This is a genomic window from Klebsiella sp. 141203 (genome assembly GCF_032601985.1).
Lineage (GTDB): Bacteria > Pseudomonadota > Gammaproteobacteria > Enterobacterales > Enterobacteriaceae > Klebsiella > Klebsiella aerogenes.
Genome location: NZ_JAQIRL010000012.1, coordinates 21,977 through 39,474, shown reverse-complemented (window position 1 = coordinate 39,474; position 17,498 = coordinate 21,977). Strand labels below are relative to the sequence as shown.

Here is a 17,498-nt window from a genome sequence, read left to right as displayed (position 1 = left end):
TACGCTTTCCTCTTTCAGAGTCAACCCTGAATTTCAGAATTTTTCTCTTCAACCGAACCGGCTGTTTGTGTGAAGTGATTCACATCTGCCGTGTCGATGGAGGCGCATTATAGGGAGTTCTCGAGCGCCTGCAATAGAAAAATTGCAGAAAAATGACTGACTGCTGCATTCCCCAGCAAAACCCCGCTTTATACCCTTTTACACACAGAATTATCCACAGACACACGGCAAAACACGGCTTAAACCCCGGTACATCCATTGCCATATAAAGAGAGAACCATCGGCTAAAAGAGAAAGATAAAAATTCGCGAGCGTTGCGCAAACGTTTTCGTTACAATGCCGCGCTATGACACGGATGCCCGGTTGGGTGCGTTAGGTGAGTTTTTAGGCAAAAACTCACCTAACGCTCTCTGTAATGTTCAAATCCTGGGGATTTAATACCATGCAACAACGTCGTCCAGTCCGCCGCGCTCTGCTCAGTGTTTCTGACAAAGCCGGTATCGTCGAATTCGCGCAGGCGCTTTCCGCTCGTGGTGTCGAGCTGCTGTCCACCGGCGGCACCGCTCGTCTGCTGGCAGATAAAGGCCTGCCGGTTACCGAAGTCTCTGACTACACCGGTTTCCCGGAAATGATGGATGGACGCGTGAAGACCCTGCATCCGAAAGTACACGGCGGCATCCTCGGTCGTCGCGGTCAGGATGACGGTATCATGCAGCAACACGATATCGCGCCTATCGATATGGTTGTCGTTAACCTTTACCCGTTCGCCCAGACCGTCGCTCGTGAAGGATGCTCGCTGGAAGACGCGGTGGAAAACATCGATATCGGCGGCCCGACTATGGTGCGCTCCGCAGCGAAGAACCATAAAGACGTCGCTATCGTGGTTAAGAGCAGCGACTACGACGCCATCATTAATGAGATGGACGCCAACGAAGGTTCCCTGACGCTGGACACCCGCTTCGATCTCGCCATTAAAGCCTTCGAACATACCGCCGCTTACGACAGCATGATCGCTAACTACTTTGGCAGCATGGTCCCGGCCTATCACGGCGAAAGCAAAGAAGCCGCTGGTCGTTTCCCGCGAACCCTGAATCTGAACTTCATTAAGAAGCAGGATATGCGCTACGGTGAAAACAGCCATCAGCAGGCTGCCTTCTATATAGAAGAGAATGTAAAAGAAGCTTCCGTAGCTACCGCCACCCAGCTGCAGGGCAAAGCGCTCTCCTATAACAACATTGCCGATACCGATGCGGCGCTGGAATGCGTAAAAGAGTTCAACGAACCGGCCTGCGTTATCGTTAAGCATGCCAACCCGTGCGGCGTTGCCGTTAGCGACTCGATCCTCGACGCCTACGATCGCGCTTACAAAACCGATCCAACCTCCGCATTCGGCGGCATCATCGCCTTTAACCGCGAGCTGGATGCTGAAACCGCGCAGGCGATCATCTCTCGCCAGTTCGTTGAGGTGATCATCGCGCCATCCGCTAGCGAAGAAGCGCTGAAAATCACCGCCGCTAAGCAGAACGTCCGCGTACTGGTCTGCGGCCAATGGGATACTCGCGTCGCGGGTCTCGATTTCAAACGTGTCAATGGCGGCCTGCTGGTTCAGGACCGCGATCTTGGTATGGTCACCGCGGGCGAACTGCGCGTGGTCAGCAAACGTCAGCCGAGCGAGCAAGAGCTGCGCGATGCGCTGTTCTGCTGGAAAGTGGCGAAATTCGTCAAATCCAACGCCATCGTTTATGCCAAAGATAATATGACCATCGGGATAGGCGCCGGTCAGATGAGCCGCGTCTACTCAGCGAAAATTGCCGGGATTAAAGCCGGTGACGAAGGTCTGGAAGTGAAAGGCTCCGCCATGGCTTCTGACGCCTTCTTCCCGTTCCGCGACGGCATTGATGCCGCAGCCGCAGTAGGCATCACCTGCGTTATCCAACCGGGCGGTTCTATCCGCGACGAAGAAGTGATTGCCGCCGCGGACGAACATGGTATCGCCATGATCTTCACCGACATGCGCCACTTCCGCCATTAATTCACGGAGCAGCAGATGAAAGTATTAGTAATCGGCAACGGCGGGCGTGAACACGCGCTGGCCTGGAAAGCGGCCCAGTCGCCGCTGGTTGATACCGTCTATGTCGCGCCGGGTAACGCGGGCACCGCGCTGGAGCCGGCGCTGCAAAACGTCGCCATCGGCGTCACCGATATTCCGGCCCTGCTACGTTTCGCGCAGGATGAGAAAATCGATCTGACGATCGTAGGCCCGGAAGCGCCGCTGGTCATTGGCGTAGTGGACGCGTTTCGTGCCGCTGGGCTCGCCATCTTCGGGCCAACCGAGGGCGCCGCGCAGTTGGAAGGTTCCAAAGCCTTCACCAAAGATTTCCTCGCTCGTCATCATATCCCGACGGCGGAATACCAGAACTTCACCGAAGTTGAACCTGCGCTGGCTTACCTGCGCGAGAAAGGCGCGCCGATCGTCATCAAAGCCGACGGTCTGGCGGCAGGTAAAGGCGTTATCGTGGCGATGACCCTTGAGGAAGCCGAAGCGGCGGTGAAAGATATGCTGGCCGGTAACGCCTTTGGTGATGCAGGCCACCGCATCGTGATTGAAGAATTCCTCGATGGCGAAGAAGCCAGCTTTATTGTCATGGTCGACGGCGAGCACGTCCTGCCGATGGCCACCAGCCAGGATCACAAGCGCGTCGGCAACGGCGATACCGGCCCGAACACCGGCGGCATGGGCGCTTACTCCCCGGCGCCGGTAGTCACTGATGAAGTCCATCAGCGCACCATGGAGCGGATTATCTGGCCAACCGTTAAAGGTATGGCCGCTGAAGGAAACACCTATACCGGTTTCCTGTATGCCGGTCTGATGATAGACAAGCAGGGCAACCCGAAGGTTATTGAGTTCAACTGCCGCTTTGGCGATCCGGAAACCCAGCCGATCATGCTGCGCATGAAATCCGATCTGGTCGAGCTGTGCCTTGCCGCCTGCGCGGGCAAGCTGGACGAGAAAACTTCCGAGTGGGATGACCGCGCTTCGTTGGGCGTCGTGGTTGCCGCCGGCGGCTATCCGGGCAGCTACAACACGGGCGATGAGATCCACGGCCTGCCGCAGCAGGAAGCGGTAGACGGTAAAGTCTTCCACGCCGGCACCAAACTGTCTGACGACCAGCGCGTGGTCACCAACGGCGGGCGCGTACTGTGCGTCACCGCGCTGGGTGACACCGTGGCACAGGCGCAACAACGCGCCTATGAACTGCTGACCGATATTCGCTGGGACGGCAGCTTTAGCCGTAACGATATTGGCTGGCGCGCCATCGCGCGTGAGAAAACTAACGGCTGAGTTTTGCCAGCAGCGTTTTACGCGTAATGCCTAACTGACGGGCGGCTTCAGTTTTGTTGCCGCCCGTTTTTTCCAGCGCCGACAGTATGACTTCTTTTTCGACTTCCACTAATGGCTGAATCAGCGCCTCATCGTTGCCAGTGACCGGCAGCGGCGTGCCCGCTATCGCCAACGGCAGTTCACGCTCGGAAATATAGTCTCCGGTTAGCAGCACCACCGCCCGCTCCACCGCATTTTCCAGTTCGCGGATATTCCCCGGCCAACCGTAGTGAATCAACAGGTCCATCGCCTGCGGCGTAAATCCCTGCACCGTTTTACGATTGCGTTCGGCATAGCGCTTAAGAAAGTGCTGCGCCAGCGGTGGAATATCTTCACGCCGTTGACGCAGCGGCGGCATATCAATGGTTACGACGTTCAGGCGATAATAGAGATCCTGGCGAAAGCGCCCGGCGCTCACCTCCTCCGCCAGATTACGATGGGTGGCGGCAATTAGCCGAACATCGACAGAAAGCGTCTGATTACTGCCAACTCGCTGCACTTCGCGTTCCTGGATCGCCCGCAGCAGACGCACCTGCATCAGCGGCGAGATATCGCCAATTTCATCAAGAAACAGCGTGCCTCCATCCGCCTCGACAAAACGCCCTTCCCGCCGCCGTTCCGCGCCGGTAAAAGCCCCTTTTTCATGGCCGAACAGCTCGGACTCCAGCAGAGACTCATTGAGCGCTGCGCAGTTCAGCGTCACCAGCGGCTTGTCGCGGCGCTCGCTGCAGGCGTGAATGGCGCGCGCCACCAGTTCTTTACCGGTTCCCGATTCGCCGCAGATCAGCACCGTCGCGTCCGAGGGCGCCACCAGCGTAATATTGTTGATAAGCGCCTGCATTGCCGGGCTATCGCCAATCATGCCCCATCGTAAATCTGACGAGGCGCTGAGATCGCTCTCGCTCTGCCGGGTGTGCGCCAGCGCCTGAACCAGCGTCTGCTGTAGAGTGTCAAAATCCAGTGGCTTGACCAGATAATCCAGCGCGCCCGACTTAATAGCCTCAACCGCCGTGCCGACGCTGGAGAACGCCGTCATGATTAATACCGGAATCGCCGGGTTATAGGCTTTGATCTCTTTTAATGTCGCGATACCGTCCATCTCCGCCATGCGGATATCGCACAGCACCAGATCGAAGACCTGCTGATGGATCTGCTCCAGCGCCTGCAGGCCGTTGTGGGCTAACGCCACTTGATAGCCCCAGCCACGCAGTAGCGCCTGCAGAATCGTGCAGTGGCTGACGTCATCATCGACAACCAGAATCTGTACTTTATCGCTGCTCATCTTCCCTCCGTTGAGCATCTACTGGTAGCCAAAGCGTAAATATCGCTCCGGCTCCCGGCTGGCTTTCGGCGCGGATCGTCCCGCCATGTTGTTCGATAATATTCTGTACCACCGCCAGCCCCAGCCCTGTTCCGTCCGCCTTGGTGGTGAAATAAGGGGTGAAGATAGCCTGCAGCTCTTCATCGCTCATCCCCTTACCGCTATCCTTAACGACAATTTTCACACGTCGCCGCTCGGCTTCGCTTGCCGATACGCGAATGACGCCGTCACGGCCAATAGCCTGCATCGCATTCAAATACAGATTCAACAGCACCTGGTTGAGACGGTCAGGGTCGGCTTTAATCGAGGTTAATTCAGGGCGCGGAGTAAATTGCAGCGCGATCCCGCGACTCTGCGCATCCTGGCTTACCAGCTGCAATGAGTGGTGAATAAGCGCGTTGATATCGACCGGCTGGTAGTTTAAATGGGCTGGACGAACCAGCTCCAACAACTCGCTGACGACCCGGTTCAGGCGATCGGCCTCTTTGGCCATCACCAGCGCTAACTCCTGCGCCTCACCGCCCGGCGGCGTACGCTCGGCAAAATACTTCGCCAGTCCTTTAATCGAAGAAAGTGGGTTGCGAATCTCATGCGCGACGCCAGCCGCCAGATGCCCAAGGGCCATCAGTTTTTCTTTGCGAGCCATCGCCTCCTGTAGCTGCTGGCGTGAGCGACGGTAGCGGCGGAACCAGAACTGAGCGAGAATCGTCGCGACGATGACCAGCGACGCGGCCGCCAGCATGATCATCATATTACGCAAGCCGCGGGCCTGCGCCGCATCCAGCTCGCGGCTATCAAAGGCGATAAAAATCACCTGTGGAACATTGGGCTGAGCCAGCGCGCTGTTGCAGCGCTTCATCATCCCCATATGGTGACCACGAGCAGGGTTGAGCGGGCGAAACTGGCGATAAATTTCCAGCGCCGGTTGCGGCTCAGCAAGCCGGCGCCAGCGCTCCTGTTCGCCCACCTTGAGTTCACGCATTTGCGCAGGACTGTACAGCGCCTTATCCACCTGCTGCGGATCGCTGTGGGCGATAATTTTACCGTTTTCATCGGTCACCGCGAACCACAGCACACCGGGCTGCCAGGCCATCTCCTCCAGCAACGCCTGCAGCTGCGCATGATGCATCCGCATCCCCATGCCGACACGCGTGCCAGACTCCAGCGCACGGATCAGCACACCGCCCTTCTCTTCGATATTTTGCCGGGCGGCGGCGGTCTCCCGGCCATAATCGCGGACGATCATCGCGGAAAAAAGTATAACCAACAGGACGACCGAGCCGGTCAGTAACCAGCTCAGGGCGTCCCGGAAGCATGAAGTAATGCGCGGCATGGGCGGGTCCTTATCGTGTCCTTATTCGCTATCACCAGGATCCATCAGCAGAAATCATGCCATTTTTCCACACCGTGAAACCTGTCCTCAGACATATCGCTGGTGATTTAGCGAGTAAAAATGACTCGCTGACTCCAGCCGCAACGGGTCATTTTTACTCGCCAGAGTCACGTTTGCCGCGGGCCGGCCGGTATTGACGCGCTTTTTCAGGCTGGCATGGAAGATGCAACACAGAGGGAAACCACACAGGAGATCACGCTATGAAACGGAAACCGACTTTATCCCTCGTCCTCGTGGCGCTTGCCGCTCTGACCTTTGGCAGTCACGCGGCCTGGGCCGGACATCACTGGGGCTACAATAACGGGATGGGCGCGCAGGGTTACAGCCAGCTCACCCAGGAACAGCAAGCGACCGTGCAGAAGCTACATGACAATTACTATGCGCAAACCAGCGCCCTGCGCCAGCAGTTACAGTCCAAACGCTACGAGTACAATGCGCTGCTTACTGCGCCAAAACCAGAAAGCGGAAAAATTGAGGCCGTGGCGAAGGAAATGGAAACATTAAGCCAGCAGTTGGATCAGCAGAGGGTAAAATTTGATATCGCCCTGGCTGAAGCAGGCGTTCCTCGCGGCGCGGGTATGGGTTACGGCGGCTGCCGCGGTAATGGCGGTGGTCATATGGGCATGAACCACTGGTAAAACTCAGAACGATTTTTCGCTCGGCTGCCAGGTACAGAAGTTTTCATTAGCCACCAGCAGCAGCTGAGCGCCTTCCGGTGCTTCCAGCCACGCCACGCTCACCTCTACGGAGGAGTGATTCTGGCGGCGTTCAATATGCGCTAATGCCCGCTCATCAAGGTCAGGCTTCACGGTCTGGCCTTCACAGGTAGTCACGGTACGATCGGCATGCCAGCGTCCCTGTCGTAATACCACTCGTCCTTGACGCAAGGCGTCGCTGGTTTCGCGGATTTGCTGCGCCCGATAGCGGTACAGCGCGACCTGGTCGTTGGAAAGCTGCTGTTTTTCACCATCTACTTCCCGCTGCATAAAGCTCAGCTCGCCCTGGGCGTCAAAGCGGGCGCGAATATGTTCCGGCGGTTTGCCGTACACATTGAGTTCAATAAGCGTTAGTTGGCCATCCTGCCAGCGGTACTCGCTGGTTGAGGTGTCGCCGCGGTGCCACGGACTAAAGGCGGCAAGCAGGTGCACTTCATCGCCGGCATCTTTGCGCCAGATGCGCATCGCGCCCTGGTTATCGGCGTAGCCGCTGGCGGTAAAAGGCGGTAGAGAGGAGTCATGACTGCAGGCAGTGAGCAATAGCGCGCCTGCCAGCGTCAGCGTGCGACGCCAGTTAGACAAAAGGGGCTTAAAAGCCCCTTCGTTAAAACTGGACACTGCCACGCGGTCTTACTTGACTGCGTCTTTCAGCGCTTTGCCAGAAACAAATGCTGGCACGTTAGCTGCAGCGATTTTGATTTCTTTACCGGTCTGCGGGTTGCGGCCAGTACGCTCAGCACGGTGGTTCACTTTGAAGGTACCGAAACCAACCAGTTGAACAGCATCACCTTCTTTCAGAGACTCGGTAATTGCAGCCAGGGTGGATTCCAGGGCAGCTTTTGCCTGTGCTTTAGACAGGTCAGCTTTGTCCGCAATTACATCAATCAGTTGAGTCTTGTTCATAAGTTATCCTTACAATGTGTTTATCGCTTGCTAAGCATCGAGTGCGACGGAAATGCCAGAAAAGCACTCTCCTGCATACACGCACCGATAGCCACTTTTTTTCGCCCCCCAAATGTAGACCAGACAGGGGGCGGAATGGAAGTCTTCAGACGCTACAATTCAGGCGGTAAATCACGTTTTGTGGTCTCATTGCTGAAAATTTATACCAATATTGCTTTCGCCGGCCTCTCGCAGGTCTGCGCGCAGCCCTTTAATCAGTTCAAGATCGCGTTCTTCGCAGTCGGCCAACAGGCGGAAAATCTCCCACTGAATGTCCCATTCTTGTTCAACCGCCGGGTTGACTCTGAGCTCTTCATCGGTCATTTCGCGACCTTCCTGGGTCATTTCCAGCATCGCGACGGTAGTAATGGAAGTCTTACTGACCTCGATAGCATGTTCCAGCGTTTCACCGCTCAGGCGTGAGTGGATTAATTCGCTCAGCGCGACGCAGGCATCGATAGCCGGATAGACGCCGTACATGTCGTAGTCATCTGCGGACGGAATCGCCTCTTCCAGCTTTTCAAGCTGACTATCGAAATTCACCTTCGCATCTTTTACCGTCAGCGTTTCCCAGATCAGGTCAAGGATACGACGATATAACTGGCCGTCGCCAAACTCAGTTTGCTTGCAGAACATGGCGTAGTTGGGGTACATACGCTCGCACAGGCAGGCCATAAAGGTGACGTGCTGCCAGCTCTCCAGTTTCTCCAGGCGCAGGTGAATCGGGTTTTGTAACATGATGAATTCTCGAAGTCAGAAATTAGGCGCAGTGTACCTGAATCAGCCGTGATTTGCTTGCCAACGCACAAAGGAAGGCCGACGGGACGCCACGGCATCGGCCCAGCGCGTCGGCTCGGGTAGCCGATAGCCCTGCATACAGCGTTCCACCCACATTAACGCGCTATCGATACCTACGCGGTGGCCGGTACTGATAAACAGTGGGTTGCAGCGTGCTTTGCTGCGCCAGACCCAGGCCAGCTGGTCGCCTTTGTCGATTAATGGCGCCAGCGCGCCGGGCTCGGCGCCGAGCGGTTCAAACTTGCCGCATAAACGTTTTTTCGCTACGCCAATCGTTGGCACATCAACCATCAGGCCAAAATGGCTGGCGACGCCAAGCCGCCGGGGATGTGAAATACCGTGGCCATCGACGAACAACAGATCGGGCTTTTGCGATAACTGTTGCCACGCCGCCAGCAGCGCGGGGGTCTCGCGAAAGGAGAGAAAGCCGGGGATGTACGGCATCGTGGTGGCGACGCGCGCCACCTGATACTCCACCAGTTCAAGCCCCGGATAAGTTAGCAGCACCATCGCAGCTCGGGTAATTTCCCCCTCCTGCTCAAACCCCACATCGGCGCCGCCGATCAGCACCGGCGGGTCGCGATCCAAACGGTCCGCACGTTCTACCGACGCGGCTAAAGATTGCTGTTGGGTCCGTAGCGCAGCTAAATCCATCATGCTTATCTCCTATTGGTGATATTGCGCGGAGAGACGATGCACCGCCTCAACAAAGACTCCTGCATGCTGTGGGTCGACGTCCTGATGGATGCCGTGGCCAAGGTTAAAGACATGGCCTTCGCCCTGGCCGAAGCCGGCGAGAATGTTAGCCACTTCGTCTTCAATACGGGCGGCAGGCGCATAAAGCATCGACGGGTCCATATTGCCCTGAAGCGCCACTTTGTGGCCTACGCGACGGCGAGCGTCGGCAATATCGGTCGTCCAGTCGAGACCCAACGCATCGCAGCCGGTCTCCGCCATCGCTTCCAGCCATTGTCCGCCGCCTTTGGTGAACAGCGTCACCGGTACGCGACGGCCTTCGTTTTCCCGCAGCAGGCCATCGACGATTTTATGCATGTAGTAGAGCGAGAACTGCTGATAGTCGCGGCCGGTCAACACGCCGCCCCAGGTGTCGAAAATCATCACCGACTGCGCGCCCGCTTTGATCTGCGCGTTCAGATACAGGGTGACGCTTTTCGCCAGCTTGTCCAGCAGCGCGTGCAGCGCCTGCGGTTCGGCGTACATCATCTTTTTGATGACGGTAAAGGCTTTGCTGCTGCCGCCTTCAACCATGTAGGTCGCCAGCGTCCACGGGCTGCCGGAAAAACCAATCAGCGGCACTTCGCCTTTCAGTTCACGGCGAATAGTGCGCACGGCGTTCATCACGTAGCCTAATTCTTGTTCCGGGTCCGGCACCGGCAGTTTGTCGACGTCGGCTTTGCATTTCACCGGCGAAGTGAAGCGCGGGCCTTCGCCAGCTTCAAAGTACAGCCCCAGCCCCATCGCATCCGGAATGGTCAGGATGTCCGAAAAGAGGATCGCTGCATCCAGCGGGTAACGGCGCAGCGGCTGTAGCGTCACTTCGCAGGCCAGCTCGGCATTTTTACACAGCGACATGAAATCGCCCGCTTGCGCGCGGGTGGCTTTATATTCCGGGAGATAGCGGCCCGCCTGGCGCATCATCCACACCGGGGTGACATCAACCGGCTGGCGCAGCAGCGCACGCAGGTAACGATCGTTTTTCAGTTCGGTCATTTTTACATTCCTTTAGCGTTGATGCGCCCAGTGTAACATGTCACTCGTACTCTGCCCGACACATCGCCACCGTATCTTCGATCAGGCGTCGCGCTACGGTGCCCGGCGGCGGCAGTAGCGGCAAATCGTCATAGCGATACCACTCTGCGCTCAGCAGCTCTTTTTTATCCACGACAATATCGCCGCTATCGTATTCAGCCATAAAGGCGGTCATCAGTGATTGCGGGAAGGGCCACGGCTGGGAGGTCACATAGCGTAGGTTTTTCACCTTAATTCCACTCTCTTCCATCACTTCGCGGGCGACCGCCTGCTCAAGGGTTTCGCCCACTTCGACAAACCCGGCCAACACCGTATGGACACCATTACGATGGCGGGTATGCTGCGCCAGCAGAATTGAATCGTCGCGACGAATGGCGACGATAATGCAGGGGGCAATTTGCGGATAATAGCGCTCGCGGCAGTGGCCGCACAGCATCGCCCACTCGGTTTTACTGACATGCATCGGGTGGCCGCAGTAGCCGCAGAATTTATGCGATCGATAAAACTCGGCCAATTGGATCCCGCGCCCTGCCAGTTGGAAAAGCCCAGGATCCTGATCCAATATCTGGCGCAGCGATCCCATCTCATGGCGACGATCCTGGCGCACCAGCCACACCGCTTCGCCTTGCCACTCGCCGAGATGTAGCGCGCGTTCACCGACAAGATCAAAATTTACCGCTTCGCCATGTGGTAATTCCCCTGCGGGAAGCCATAATTTTTGTTCGTGACTGACGATCCACCAGCCGCGATCTAATTTTTCAATAATACGATCCATATCTATTGCGCTACCTTCGTTTTACTGGCACTTTTAACATTATATTTACATTTGCTGAGCAACGTTATTTTTAATCTTGCGGAGTCAATCATGTTAAACCAGCTGGAAAACCTGACGGAACGTGTTGGAGGCAATAACAAACTGGTCGATCGCTGGCTGCTTGTGCGTAAGCATTTGCTCGTGGCTTACTACAACCTGGTTGGCCTGAAACCCGGCAAAGAGTCCTTTATGCGGCTTAATGAAAAGGCGCTGGATGACTTTTGCCAAAGCCTGGTGGATTACCTCTCATCCGGTCATTTTAATATTTATGAACGTATTATCGGAGAAATGGAAGGGAGTACCCCTCTTTTAGCCGCCACCAAAATCTACCCGCAGCTGGAAGCCAATACCCAGCAGATGATGGACTACTACGATACCTGCCTCGAAAACGCCATCGATCATGATAACTATCTCGAATTTCAGCAGGCGCTGTCAGATATCGGCGAATCGCTGGAGGCGCGCTTCGCGCTTGAGGACAAGCTGCTGGCGCTGGTCGTCGCTCACGATCGGAAAGACAGCGTTGGCGACAATATCGCGCCGACCGCTTGAGTTGTGAACCGTTAACGAGTAATTTACATACATTATCCCTCTGCGGAGGGATTTCATCTTGTCGGAGTGCCTATTTTCCACACGAAAACTAAAGTGGAAAAGGCTGAGACCGTTTATTCGGGATCCGCGGAACCTGATCAGGCTAATACCTGCGAAGGGAACAAGAGTAAACTGCTGGTCGCACCTGCCCGTTACGGGCTGGTCGCATCTGTTACTCCATCCGTCGTCTGACAAGCCATCTCCTTTTTTGTAACTGGAATGCGCTATGTCTACTACCAAACTGACCCGCCGGGAACAACGCGAACACGCGCAGCGATTCATTGATACGCTGGAAGGTACCGCTTTTCCCAATTCGCGCCGCATTTACATTCAAGGCTCACAGGCTGATATCCGCGTCCCGATGCGTGAAATCCAGCTCAGCCCGACGCTCATCGGCGGTGATAACGATAACCCCCAATACGAAGCCAACGAACCGATACCGGTGTATGACACCTCCGGACCTTATGGCGACCCGGAGATCAACATCGATGTCCGCCAGGGACTGGCAAAACTACGCCAACCGTGGATCGACGCGCGTAACGACTGCGCGCCGCTTAGCGAACGCAGCTCGGCTTACACTAAAGCGCGGCTGGCCGACGATGGCCTTGATGAACTGCGCTTCAGCGGCCTGCTGGCCCCTAAACGCGCCGTCGCTGGCAAATGCGTGACGCAACTACACTACGCCCGTCAGGGGATCGTCACCCCGGAGATGGAATTCATCGCCATTCGCGAAAACATGGGCCGCGAGCGTATCCGCAGCGAGGCGCTGCGCCAGCAGCATGCCGGAGAAAGCTTTGGCGCCCGCCTGCCGGACAACATTACCGCCGAGTTTGTCCGCGATGAAGTCGCTGCCGGGCGAGCCATCATCCCGGCCAATATCAATCACCCGGAATCCGAGCCGATGATTATCGGCCGCAACTTCCTGGTGAAAGTGAATGCCAATATCGGCAACTCGGCGGTGACCTCTTCCATCGAAGAAGAGGTCGAGAAGCTGGTCTGGTCAACCCGCTGGGGCGCCGACACGGTAATGGACCTCTCCACCGGCCGCTATATCCACGAGACCCGCGAATGGATCCTGCGCAACAGCCCGGTGCCGATTGGTACCGTCCCGATTTACCAGGCGTTGGAGAAGGTCAACGGCATTGCCGAGAACCTGACTTGGGAAGCCTTCCGCGATACCCTGCTGGAACAGGCCGAACAGGGCGTCGACTACTTCACGATTCATGCCGGGGTGCTGCTGCGTTACGTGCCGATGACCGCGAAGCGGCTGACCGGTATCGTCTCGCGCGGCGGTTCGATCATGGCCAAGTGGTGCCTGTCGCATCATCAGGAAAACTTCCTCTACCAGCACTTCCGCGAAATCTGTGAAATCTGCGCCGCCTATGACGTGTCGCTGTCCCTCGGCGATGGTCTGCGCCCCGGCTCGATTCAGGATGCCAACGACGAGGCGCAGTTCGCCGAGCTGCATACGCTGGGCGAGCTGACTAAAATCGCTTGGGAGTATGACGTTCAGGTGATGATTGAAGGCCCCGGCCACGTGCCGATGCAGATGATTCGCCGCAATATGACCGAAGAACTGGAGCACTGCCACGAAGCGCCGTTCTACACGCTGGGGCCGCTCACCACCGACATCGCGCCGGGCTATGATCATTTCACTTCCGGTATCGGCGCGGCAATGATTGGCTGGTTTGGCTGCGCCATGCTGTGCTACGTCACGCCAAAAGAACATCTCGGCTTGCCCAACAAAGAGGATGTAAAACAGGGGCTGATTACCTATAAAATCGCCGCCCACGCTGCCGACCTCGCTAAAGGCCACCCCGGGGCGCAGATCCGCGACAACGCGATGTCCAAAGCGCGTTTCGAATTCCGCTGGGAAGACCAGTTCAACCTCGCGCTCGATCCCTTTACCGCGCGGGCCTATCACGATGAAACCCTGCCGCAGGAATCCGGCAAAGTCGCCCACTTCTGCTCCATGTGCGGGCCGAAATTCTGTTCGATGAAAATCACCCAGGAGGTCCGCGACTACGCCGCGAAGCAAAGTATTGAGGCCGGTATGGCCGATATGTCGAATAACTTCCGCGCCCGCGGCGGTGAAATCTACCTGAAAAAGGAAAATGCCTGATGTACCAGCCTGACTTTCCGCCCGTACCGTTTCGTCTCGGGCTTTATCCGGTTGTCGATAGCGTGACATGGATTGAGCGCCTGCTGGAAGCCGGCGTGCGCACCATTCAGTTGCGGATCAAGGACCAGCGCGACAGCGATGTGGAGGATGACGTCATCGCCGCCATCGCGCTTGGCCGCCGCTATCACGCGCGACTGTTTATCAATGATTACTGGCAACTGGCGATTAAGCACCAGGCGTACGGAGTACATCTGGGACAAGAGGACCTGGAAACCACCGACCTGAGCGCCATCCGTAAAGCCGGACTGCGCCTTGGCGTCTCCACCCACGACGACATGGAGATTGACGTCGCGCTGGCGGCGCGCCCTTCCTACATCGCGCTGGGCCACGTCTTCCCGACACAAACCAAACAGATGCCTTCGGCGCCGCAGGGCCTCGAACAGCTTGCCGGGCATATTCATCGTCTGGCCGATTATCCGACGGTAGCGATCGGCGGAATCAGTCTGGAAAAAGCGCCGGGCGTACTGGCGACCGGCGTTGGCAGCATCGCGGTAGTCAGCGCCATTACCCAGGCAGCAGACTGGCGGGCTGCCACTGCACAACTGTTAGCACTGGCGGGAGCAGGCGATGAATGATCACGATTTCATGCGCTACAGCCGCCAGCTATTGCTGGAAGATATCGCCATTGAGGGACAGCAGAAACTGTTAGCCAGCCGGGCGCTGATTATCGGCCTGGGCGGCTTAGGTTCGCCGGCAGCGCTATATCTGGCGGGGGCCGGCGTCGGGACGCTGACCCTGGCCGATGACGACGCGGTGCATCTCAGCAACCTGCAGCGACAAATTCTGTTCACCAGCGACGATATTGACCAGCCAAAAGCCACGGCGGCAAAGATGCGGCTCAACCAACTCAATCCGCAAATCCGCCTCGTGGCGCTACAGCAGCGCTTAAGCGGCGAGGCGTTGCGCGCCGAAGTGGCGAAAGCCGACGTGGTGCTGGACTGTACCGATAACATGATCGCCCGCCAGGCGATTAACGCCGCCTGCGTAGCCCTTGAGACGCCGCTGGTAACCGCCAGCGCCGTCGGCTTCGGCGGCCAGCTGATGGTGCTGACGCCGCCGTGGGCGCAGGGCTGCTACCGCTGCCTGTGGCCGGACACCGCCGAACCGCAACGTAACTGCCGCACTGCGGGGATCGTCGGTCCGGTCGTCGGCATGATGGGAACGCTGCAGGCGCTGGAGGCCATAAAGCTCCTTAGCGGCATGGCGACGCCACGCAACACGCTACGGCTGTTTGACGCCCGCACCAGCAACTGGCGCAACCTTGCGCTGCAAAAGGCCCAGGGCTGCCCGGTATGCGGAGGCCATGATGCAAATCTGGTTTAACGACGAACCGTTGGAATGCGCGGACAACCTCAGCGTAAGCGCCCTGCTCAGTCAACTGGAACAGCTCCAGCCGGGCGTTGCGCTGGCGCTCAATCAACACATCCTGCCACGCGAACGGTGGGAAGATCATCTCTTGCAGGAAGGCGATCGGGTCCTGCTTTTTCAGGTTATCGCCGGAGGCTGATATGTTACGTATTGCTGATAAGACATTTGAATCCCACCTTTTTACCGGAACCGGCAAATTCGCCGCCCCAGAGGTGATGGTCGAGGCGATTCGCGCCTCGGGAAGCCAGCTGGTGACGCTGGCGATGAAGCGCGTCGATTTACGCCAGCATAATGACGCGATTCTCGCGCCGCTGCTGGCGGCGGGCGTTAACCTGCTGCCGAATACCTCAGGCGCCAAGACGGCGGAAGAAGCGGTTTTTGCCGCCCGCCTGGCGCGGGAAGCCTTAGGCACCCACTGGCTGAAACTGGAGATCCACCCGGACGCCCGCTGGCTGCTGCCTGACCCCATTGAAACCCTGAAGGCGGCGGAGCTGCTGGTGCGCGAAGGGTTTGTCGTCCTGCCCTATTGCGGCGCCGACCCGGTCCTGTGCAAACGGCTGGAAGAGGTCGGCTGCGCGGCGGTGATGCCGCTGGGCGCGCCGATAGGCTCCAACCAGGGGCTGGAAACCAAAGCCATGCTGGAGATTATTATCGAACAGGCGACGGTACCGGTGGTGGTTGATGCCGGGATTGGCGTGCCAAGCCACGCGGCGCAGGCGCTGGAGATGGGCGCTGATGCGGTACTGGTCAACACCGCCATTGCCGTCGCCGACGATCCTGTCGCCATGGCTCGCGCCTTCCGCATGGCGGTCGATGCCGGATTGCTGGCGCATCAGGCCGGACCGGGAACGCGCAGTACTCAGGCGCAGGCCACCAGCCCGCTGACCGGCTTTCTGGAGGCGCTGGCATGAAAACTTTTAGCGATCGCTGGCGGCAGCTGGAGTGGGATGACATCCGCCTGCGTATCAACAGCAAAACCGCCGCCGACGTCGAACGGGCGCTGGCGACAAAGCAGCTCACCCGCGATGATATGATGGCTCTGCTCTCTCCTGCCGCGGCCGATTACCTTGAACCGCTGGCCCAACGCGCGCAGCGCCTCACCCGCCAGCGCTTCGGCAACACCGTCAGTTTTTACGTACCGCTGTATTTGTCCAACCTGTGCGCCAACGACTGTACCTACTGCGGCTTCTCAATGAGTAATCGCATTAAGCGCAAGACGCTGGATGCAGCAGAGATTGCCCGCGAATGCGCCGCGATCCGCGAATTAGGCTTTGAGCATTTGTTACTGGTCACCGGCGAACATCAGAGTAAGGTCGGAATGGATTATTTCCGCCAGCACCTGCCAGCCATCCGCCGCCAGTTTGCCTCGCTGCATATGGAAGTGCAGCCGATGGCGACCGACGAGTATGCCGAACTAAAAACGCTGGGGCTTGATGGGGTGATGGTCTATCAGGAGACCTACCATGAAGGCATGTATGCCCAGCACCACTTGAAAGGTAAAAAGCAGGATTTCTTCTGGCGTCTGGATACGCCGGATCGGCTGGGCGAAGCGGGGATCGACAAGATCGGCCTCGGCGCGCTCATTGGTCTTTCCGACAGCTGGCGGGTGGACTGCTTTATGGTCGCCGAACATCTGCTGTGGCTACAGCAGCGCTACTGGCGCAGCCGCTACTCTATCTCCTTCCCGCGTTTACGTCCTTGCGCCGGAGGCATTACGCCAGCCTCATTAATGGACGAACGTCAGCTGGTGCAGACGATTTGCGCTTTCCGCCTGCTGGCGCCGGAGGTTGAGCTGTCGCTATCGACCCGTGAATCACCGTGGTTCCGCGACCGGGTGATCCCGCTGGCGATTAACAACGTTAGCGCGTTCTCCAAAACCCAGCCCGGCGGCTACGCCGACGATCATCCGGAACTTGAGCAATTTGCGCCACACGACGATCGCCGCCCTGAAGAAGTCGCCAGCGCGCTGACCGCCCGTGGTCTGCAGCCGGTATGGAAAGACTGGGATAGCTGGCTGGGACGCGCCTCGCAATCATCATAAAGCATGCTGCAAGCAGCTGATTATTTTGCGTGCCTGCACGAGAGATGAAAAACGGAGGCTCGCCGAACTGCCGTCGTTTTTCTATTCTGCCCTGGTCAGCAGCGGACGCTGACCAGGGCGAATTTTTCTTTCCTCTCTTCGCCCTGCCTCTACCGTCCGCAGTGCCGCAAACATATTGCTATC

18 protein-coding genes and 1 riboswitch are annotated in these 17,498 nt (G+C 57.6%); of the genes, 10 read left to right on the top strand and 8 right to left on the bottom strand.

All coding sequences use genetic code 11. The features are described from left to right. Positions 1–442 precede the first annotated feature (442 nt). Both purH and purD read left to right on the top strand, forming a co-directional pair. On the top strand, positions 443–2,032 hold the full coding sequence (gene purH, locus PGR29_RS24770; RefSeq protein ID WP_087859265.1) for a bifunctional phosphoribosylaminoimidazolecarboxamide formyltransferase/IMP cyclohydrolase: 1,590 nt from the start codon (positions 443–445) through the stop codon (positions 2,030–2,032). 15 nt (positions 2,033–2,047) lie between these two features. Beyond that, entirely contained in the window at positions 2,048–3,343 is a 1,296-nt protein-coding gene (gene purD, locus PGR29_RS24765; protein ID WP_087859264.1) for a phosphoribosylamine--glycine ligase, read from the top strand. Here purD and zraR read toward each other — a convergent pair. Beyond that, complete coding sequence (gene zraR, locus PGR29_RS24760) at positions 3,333–4,664, bottom strand: sigma-54-dependent response regulator transcription factor ZraR (protein WP_316425540.1); 1,332 nt, start codon at positions 4,662–4,664, stop codon at positions 3,333–3,335. The genes purD and zraR overlap by 11 nt on opposite strands. Continuing rightward, the gene (gene zraS / locus PGR29_RS24755) at positions 4,651–6,036 is read right to left on the bottom strand and encodes a two-component system sensor histidine kinase ZraS (protein ID WP_316425539.1); all 1,386 of its coding nucleotides are present in this window, start codon (positions 6,034–6,036) and stop codon (positions 4,651–4,653) included. The genes zraR and zraS overlap by 14 nt, the downstream gene beginning before the upstream one ends. A gap of 260 nt (positions 6,037–6,296) precedes the next feature. Here zraS and zraP point away from each other — a divergent pair, with 260 nt between their 5' ends. Next, entirely contained in the window at positions 6,297–6,734 is a 438-nt protein-coding gene (gene zraP, locus PGR29_RS24750) for a zinc resistance sensor/chaperone ZraP (RefSeq protein WP_032715417.1), read from the top strand. Positions 6,735–6,737: 3 nt separating this feature from the next. Here zraP and PGR29_RS24745 read toward each other — a convergent pair whose 3' ends face one another. From PGR29_RS24745 to nudC, 6 genes are all read right to left on the bottom strand, one after another. Then, positions 6,738–7,430 (bottom strand): DUF1481 domain-containing protein, encoded by a 693-nt coding sequence (locus tag PGR29_RS24745; RefSeq protein WP_015704017.1) that lies wholly within the window; start codon positions 7,428–7,430, stop codon positions 6,738–6,740. A 12-nt stretch (positions 7,431–7,442) separates the two neighbouring features. Next, positions 7,443–7,715, bottom strand: a complete 273-nt coding sequence (gene hupA / locus PGR29_RS24740) for a nucleoid-associated protein HU-alpha (RefSeq protein ID WP_002884342.1) — start codon at positions 7,713–7,715, stop codon at positions 7,443–7,445. Between the two features lie 186 nt (positions 7,716–7,901). Further along, the gene (locus PGR29_RS24735; RefSeq protein WP_058674285.1) at positions 7,902–8,492 is read right to left on the bottom strand and encodes a YjaG family protein; all 591 of its coding nucleotides are present in this window, start codon (positions 8,490–8,492) and stop codon (positions 7,902–7,904) included. 42 nt (positions 8,493–8,534) lie between these two features. Continuing rightward, positions 8,535–9,206 (bottom strand): deoxyribonuclease V, encoded by a 672-nt coding sequence (gene nfi, locus PGR29_RS24730; protein ID WP_015704015.1) that lies wholly within the window; start codon positions 9,204–9,206, stop codon positions 8,535–8,537. A gap of 12 nt (positions 9,207–9,218) precedes the next feature. Beyond that, positions 9,219–10,283 (bottom strand): uroporphyrinogen decarboxylase, encoded by a 1,065-nt coding sequence (gene hemE / locus PGR29_RS24725; protein WP_015704014.1) that lies wholly within the window; start codon positions 10,281–10,283, stop codon positions 9,219–9,221. Positions 10,284–10,323: 40 nt separating this feature from the next. Then, positions 10,324–11,097: an NAD(+) diphosphatase gene (gene nudC / locus PGR29_RS24720; RefSeq protein WP_087859260.1), complete on the bottom strand. Its 774-nt coding sequence runs from the start codon at positions 11,095–11,097 to the stop codon at positions 10,324–10,326. Between the two features lie 90 nt (positions 11,098–11,187). On the opposite strand from nudC, the gene PGR29_RS24715 reads away from it, so the two are divergent. The 7 genes from PGR29_RS24715 to thiH all read left to right on the top strand — a co-directional run bounded on the left by PGR29_RS24715 (position 11,188) and on the right by thiH (position 17,315). Beyond that, complete coding sequence (locus tag PGR29_RS24715) at positions 11,188–11,685, top strand: Rsd/AlgQ family anti-sigma factor (protein WP_045397331.1); 498 nt, start codon at positions 11,188–11,190, stop codon at positions 11,683–11,685. Positions 11,686–11,737: 52 nt separating this feature from the next. Further along, positions 11,738–11,862, top strand: a riboswitch (TPP riboswitch). A gap of 88 nt (positions 11,863–11,950) precedes the next feature. Continuing rightward, positions 11,951–13,846, top strand: coding sequence for a phosphomethylpyrimidine synthase ThiC (gene thiC / locus PGR29_RS24710; protein ID WP_316425538.1), 1,896 nt, complete (start codon positions 11,951–11,953; stop codon positions 13,844–13,846). Further along, positions 13,846–14,481: a thiamine phosphate synthase gene (thiE, locus tag PGR29_RS24705; protein ID WP_087859258.1), complete on the top strand. Its 636-nt coding sequence runs from the start codon at positions 13,846–13,848 to the stop codon at positions 14,479–14,481. Before thiC ends, thiE begins: the two co-directional genes overlap by 1 nt. Further along, positions 14,474–15,229, top strand: a complete 756-nt coding sequence (locus PGR29_RS24700) for a HesA/MoeB/ThiF family protein (protein ID WP_316425537.1) — start codon at positions 14,474–14,476, stop codon at positions 15,227–15,229. Before thiE ends, PGR29_RS24700 begins: the two co-directional genes overlap by 8 nt. Beyond that, on the top strand, positions 15,213–15,413 hold the full coding sequence (thiS, locus tag PGR29_RS24695) for a sulfur carrier protein ThiS (protein WP_087859256.1): 201 nt from the start codon (positions 15,213–15,215) through the stop codon (positions 15,411–15,413). The genes PGR29_RS24700 and thiS overlap by 17 nt, the downstream gene beginning before the upstream one ends. A gap of 1 nt (position 15,414) precedes the next feature. After that, complete coding sequence (thiG, locus tag PGR29_RS24690) at positions 15,415–16,185, top strand: thiazole synthase (protein WP_316425536.1); 771 nt, start codon at positions 15,415–15,417, stop codon at positions 16,183–16,185. Next, positions 16,182–17,315, top strand: coding sequence for a 2-iminoacetate synthase ThiH (gene thiH, locus PGR29_RS24685; protein ID WP_316425535.1), 1,134 nt, complete (start codon positions 16,182–16,184; stop codon positions 17,313–17,315). The genes thiG and thiH overlap by 4 nt, the downstream gene beginning before the upstream one ends. Positions 17,316–17,498: the final 183 nt, after the last annotated feature.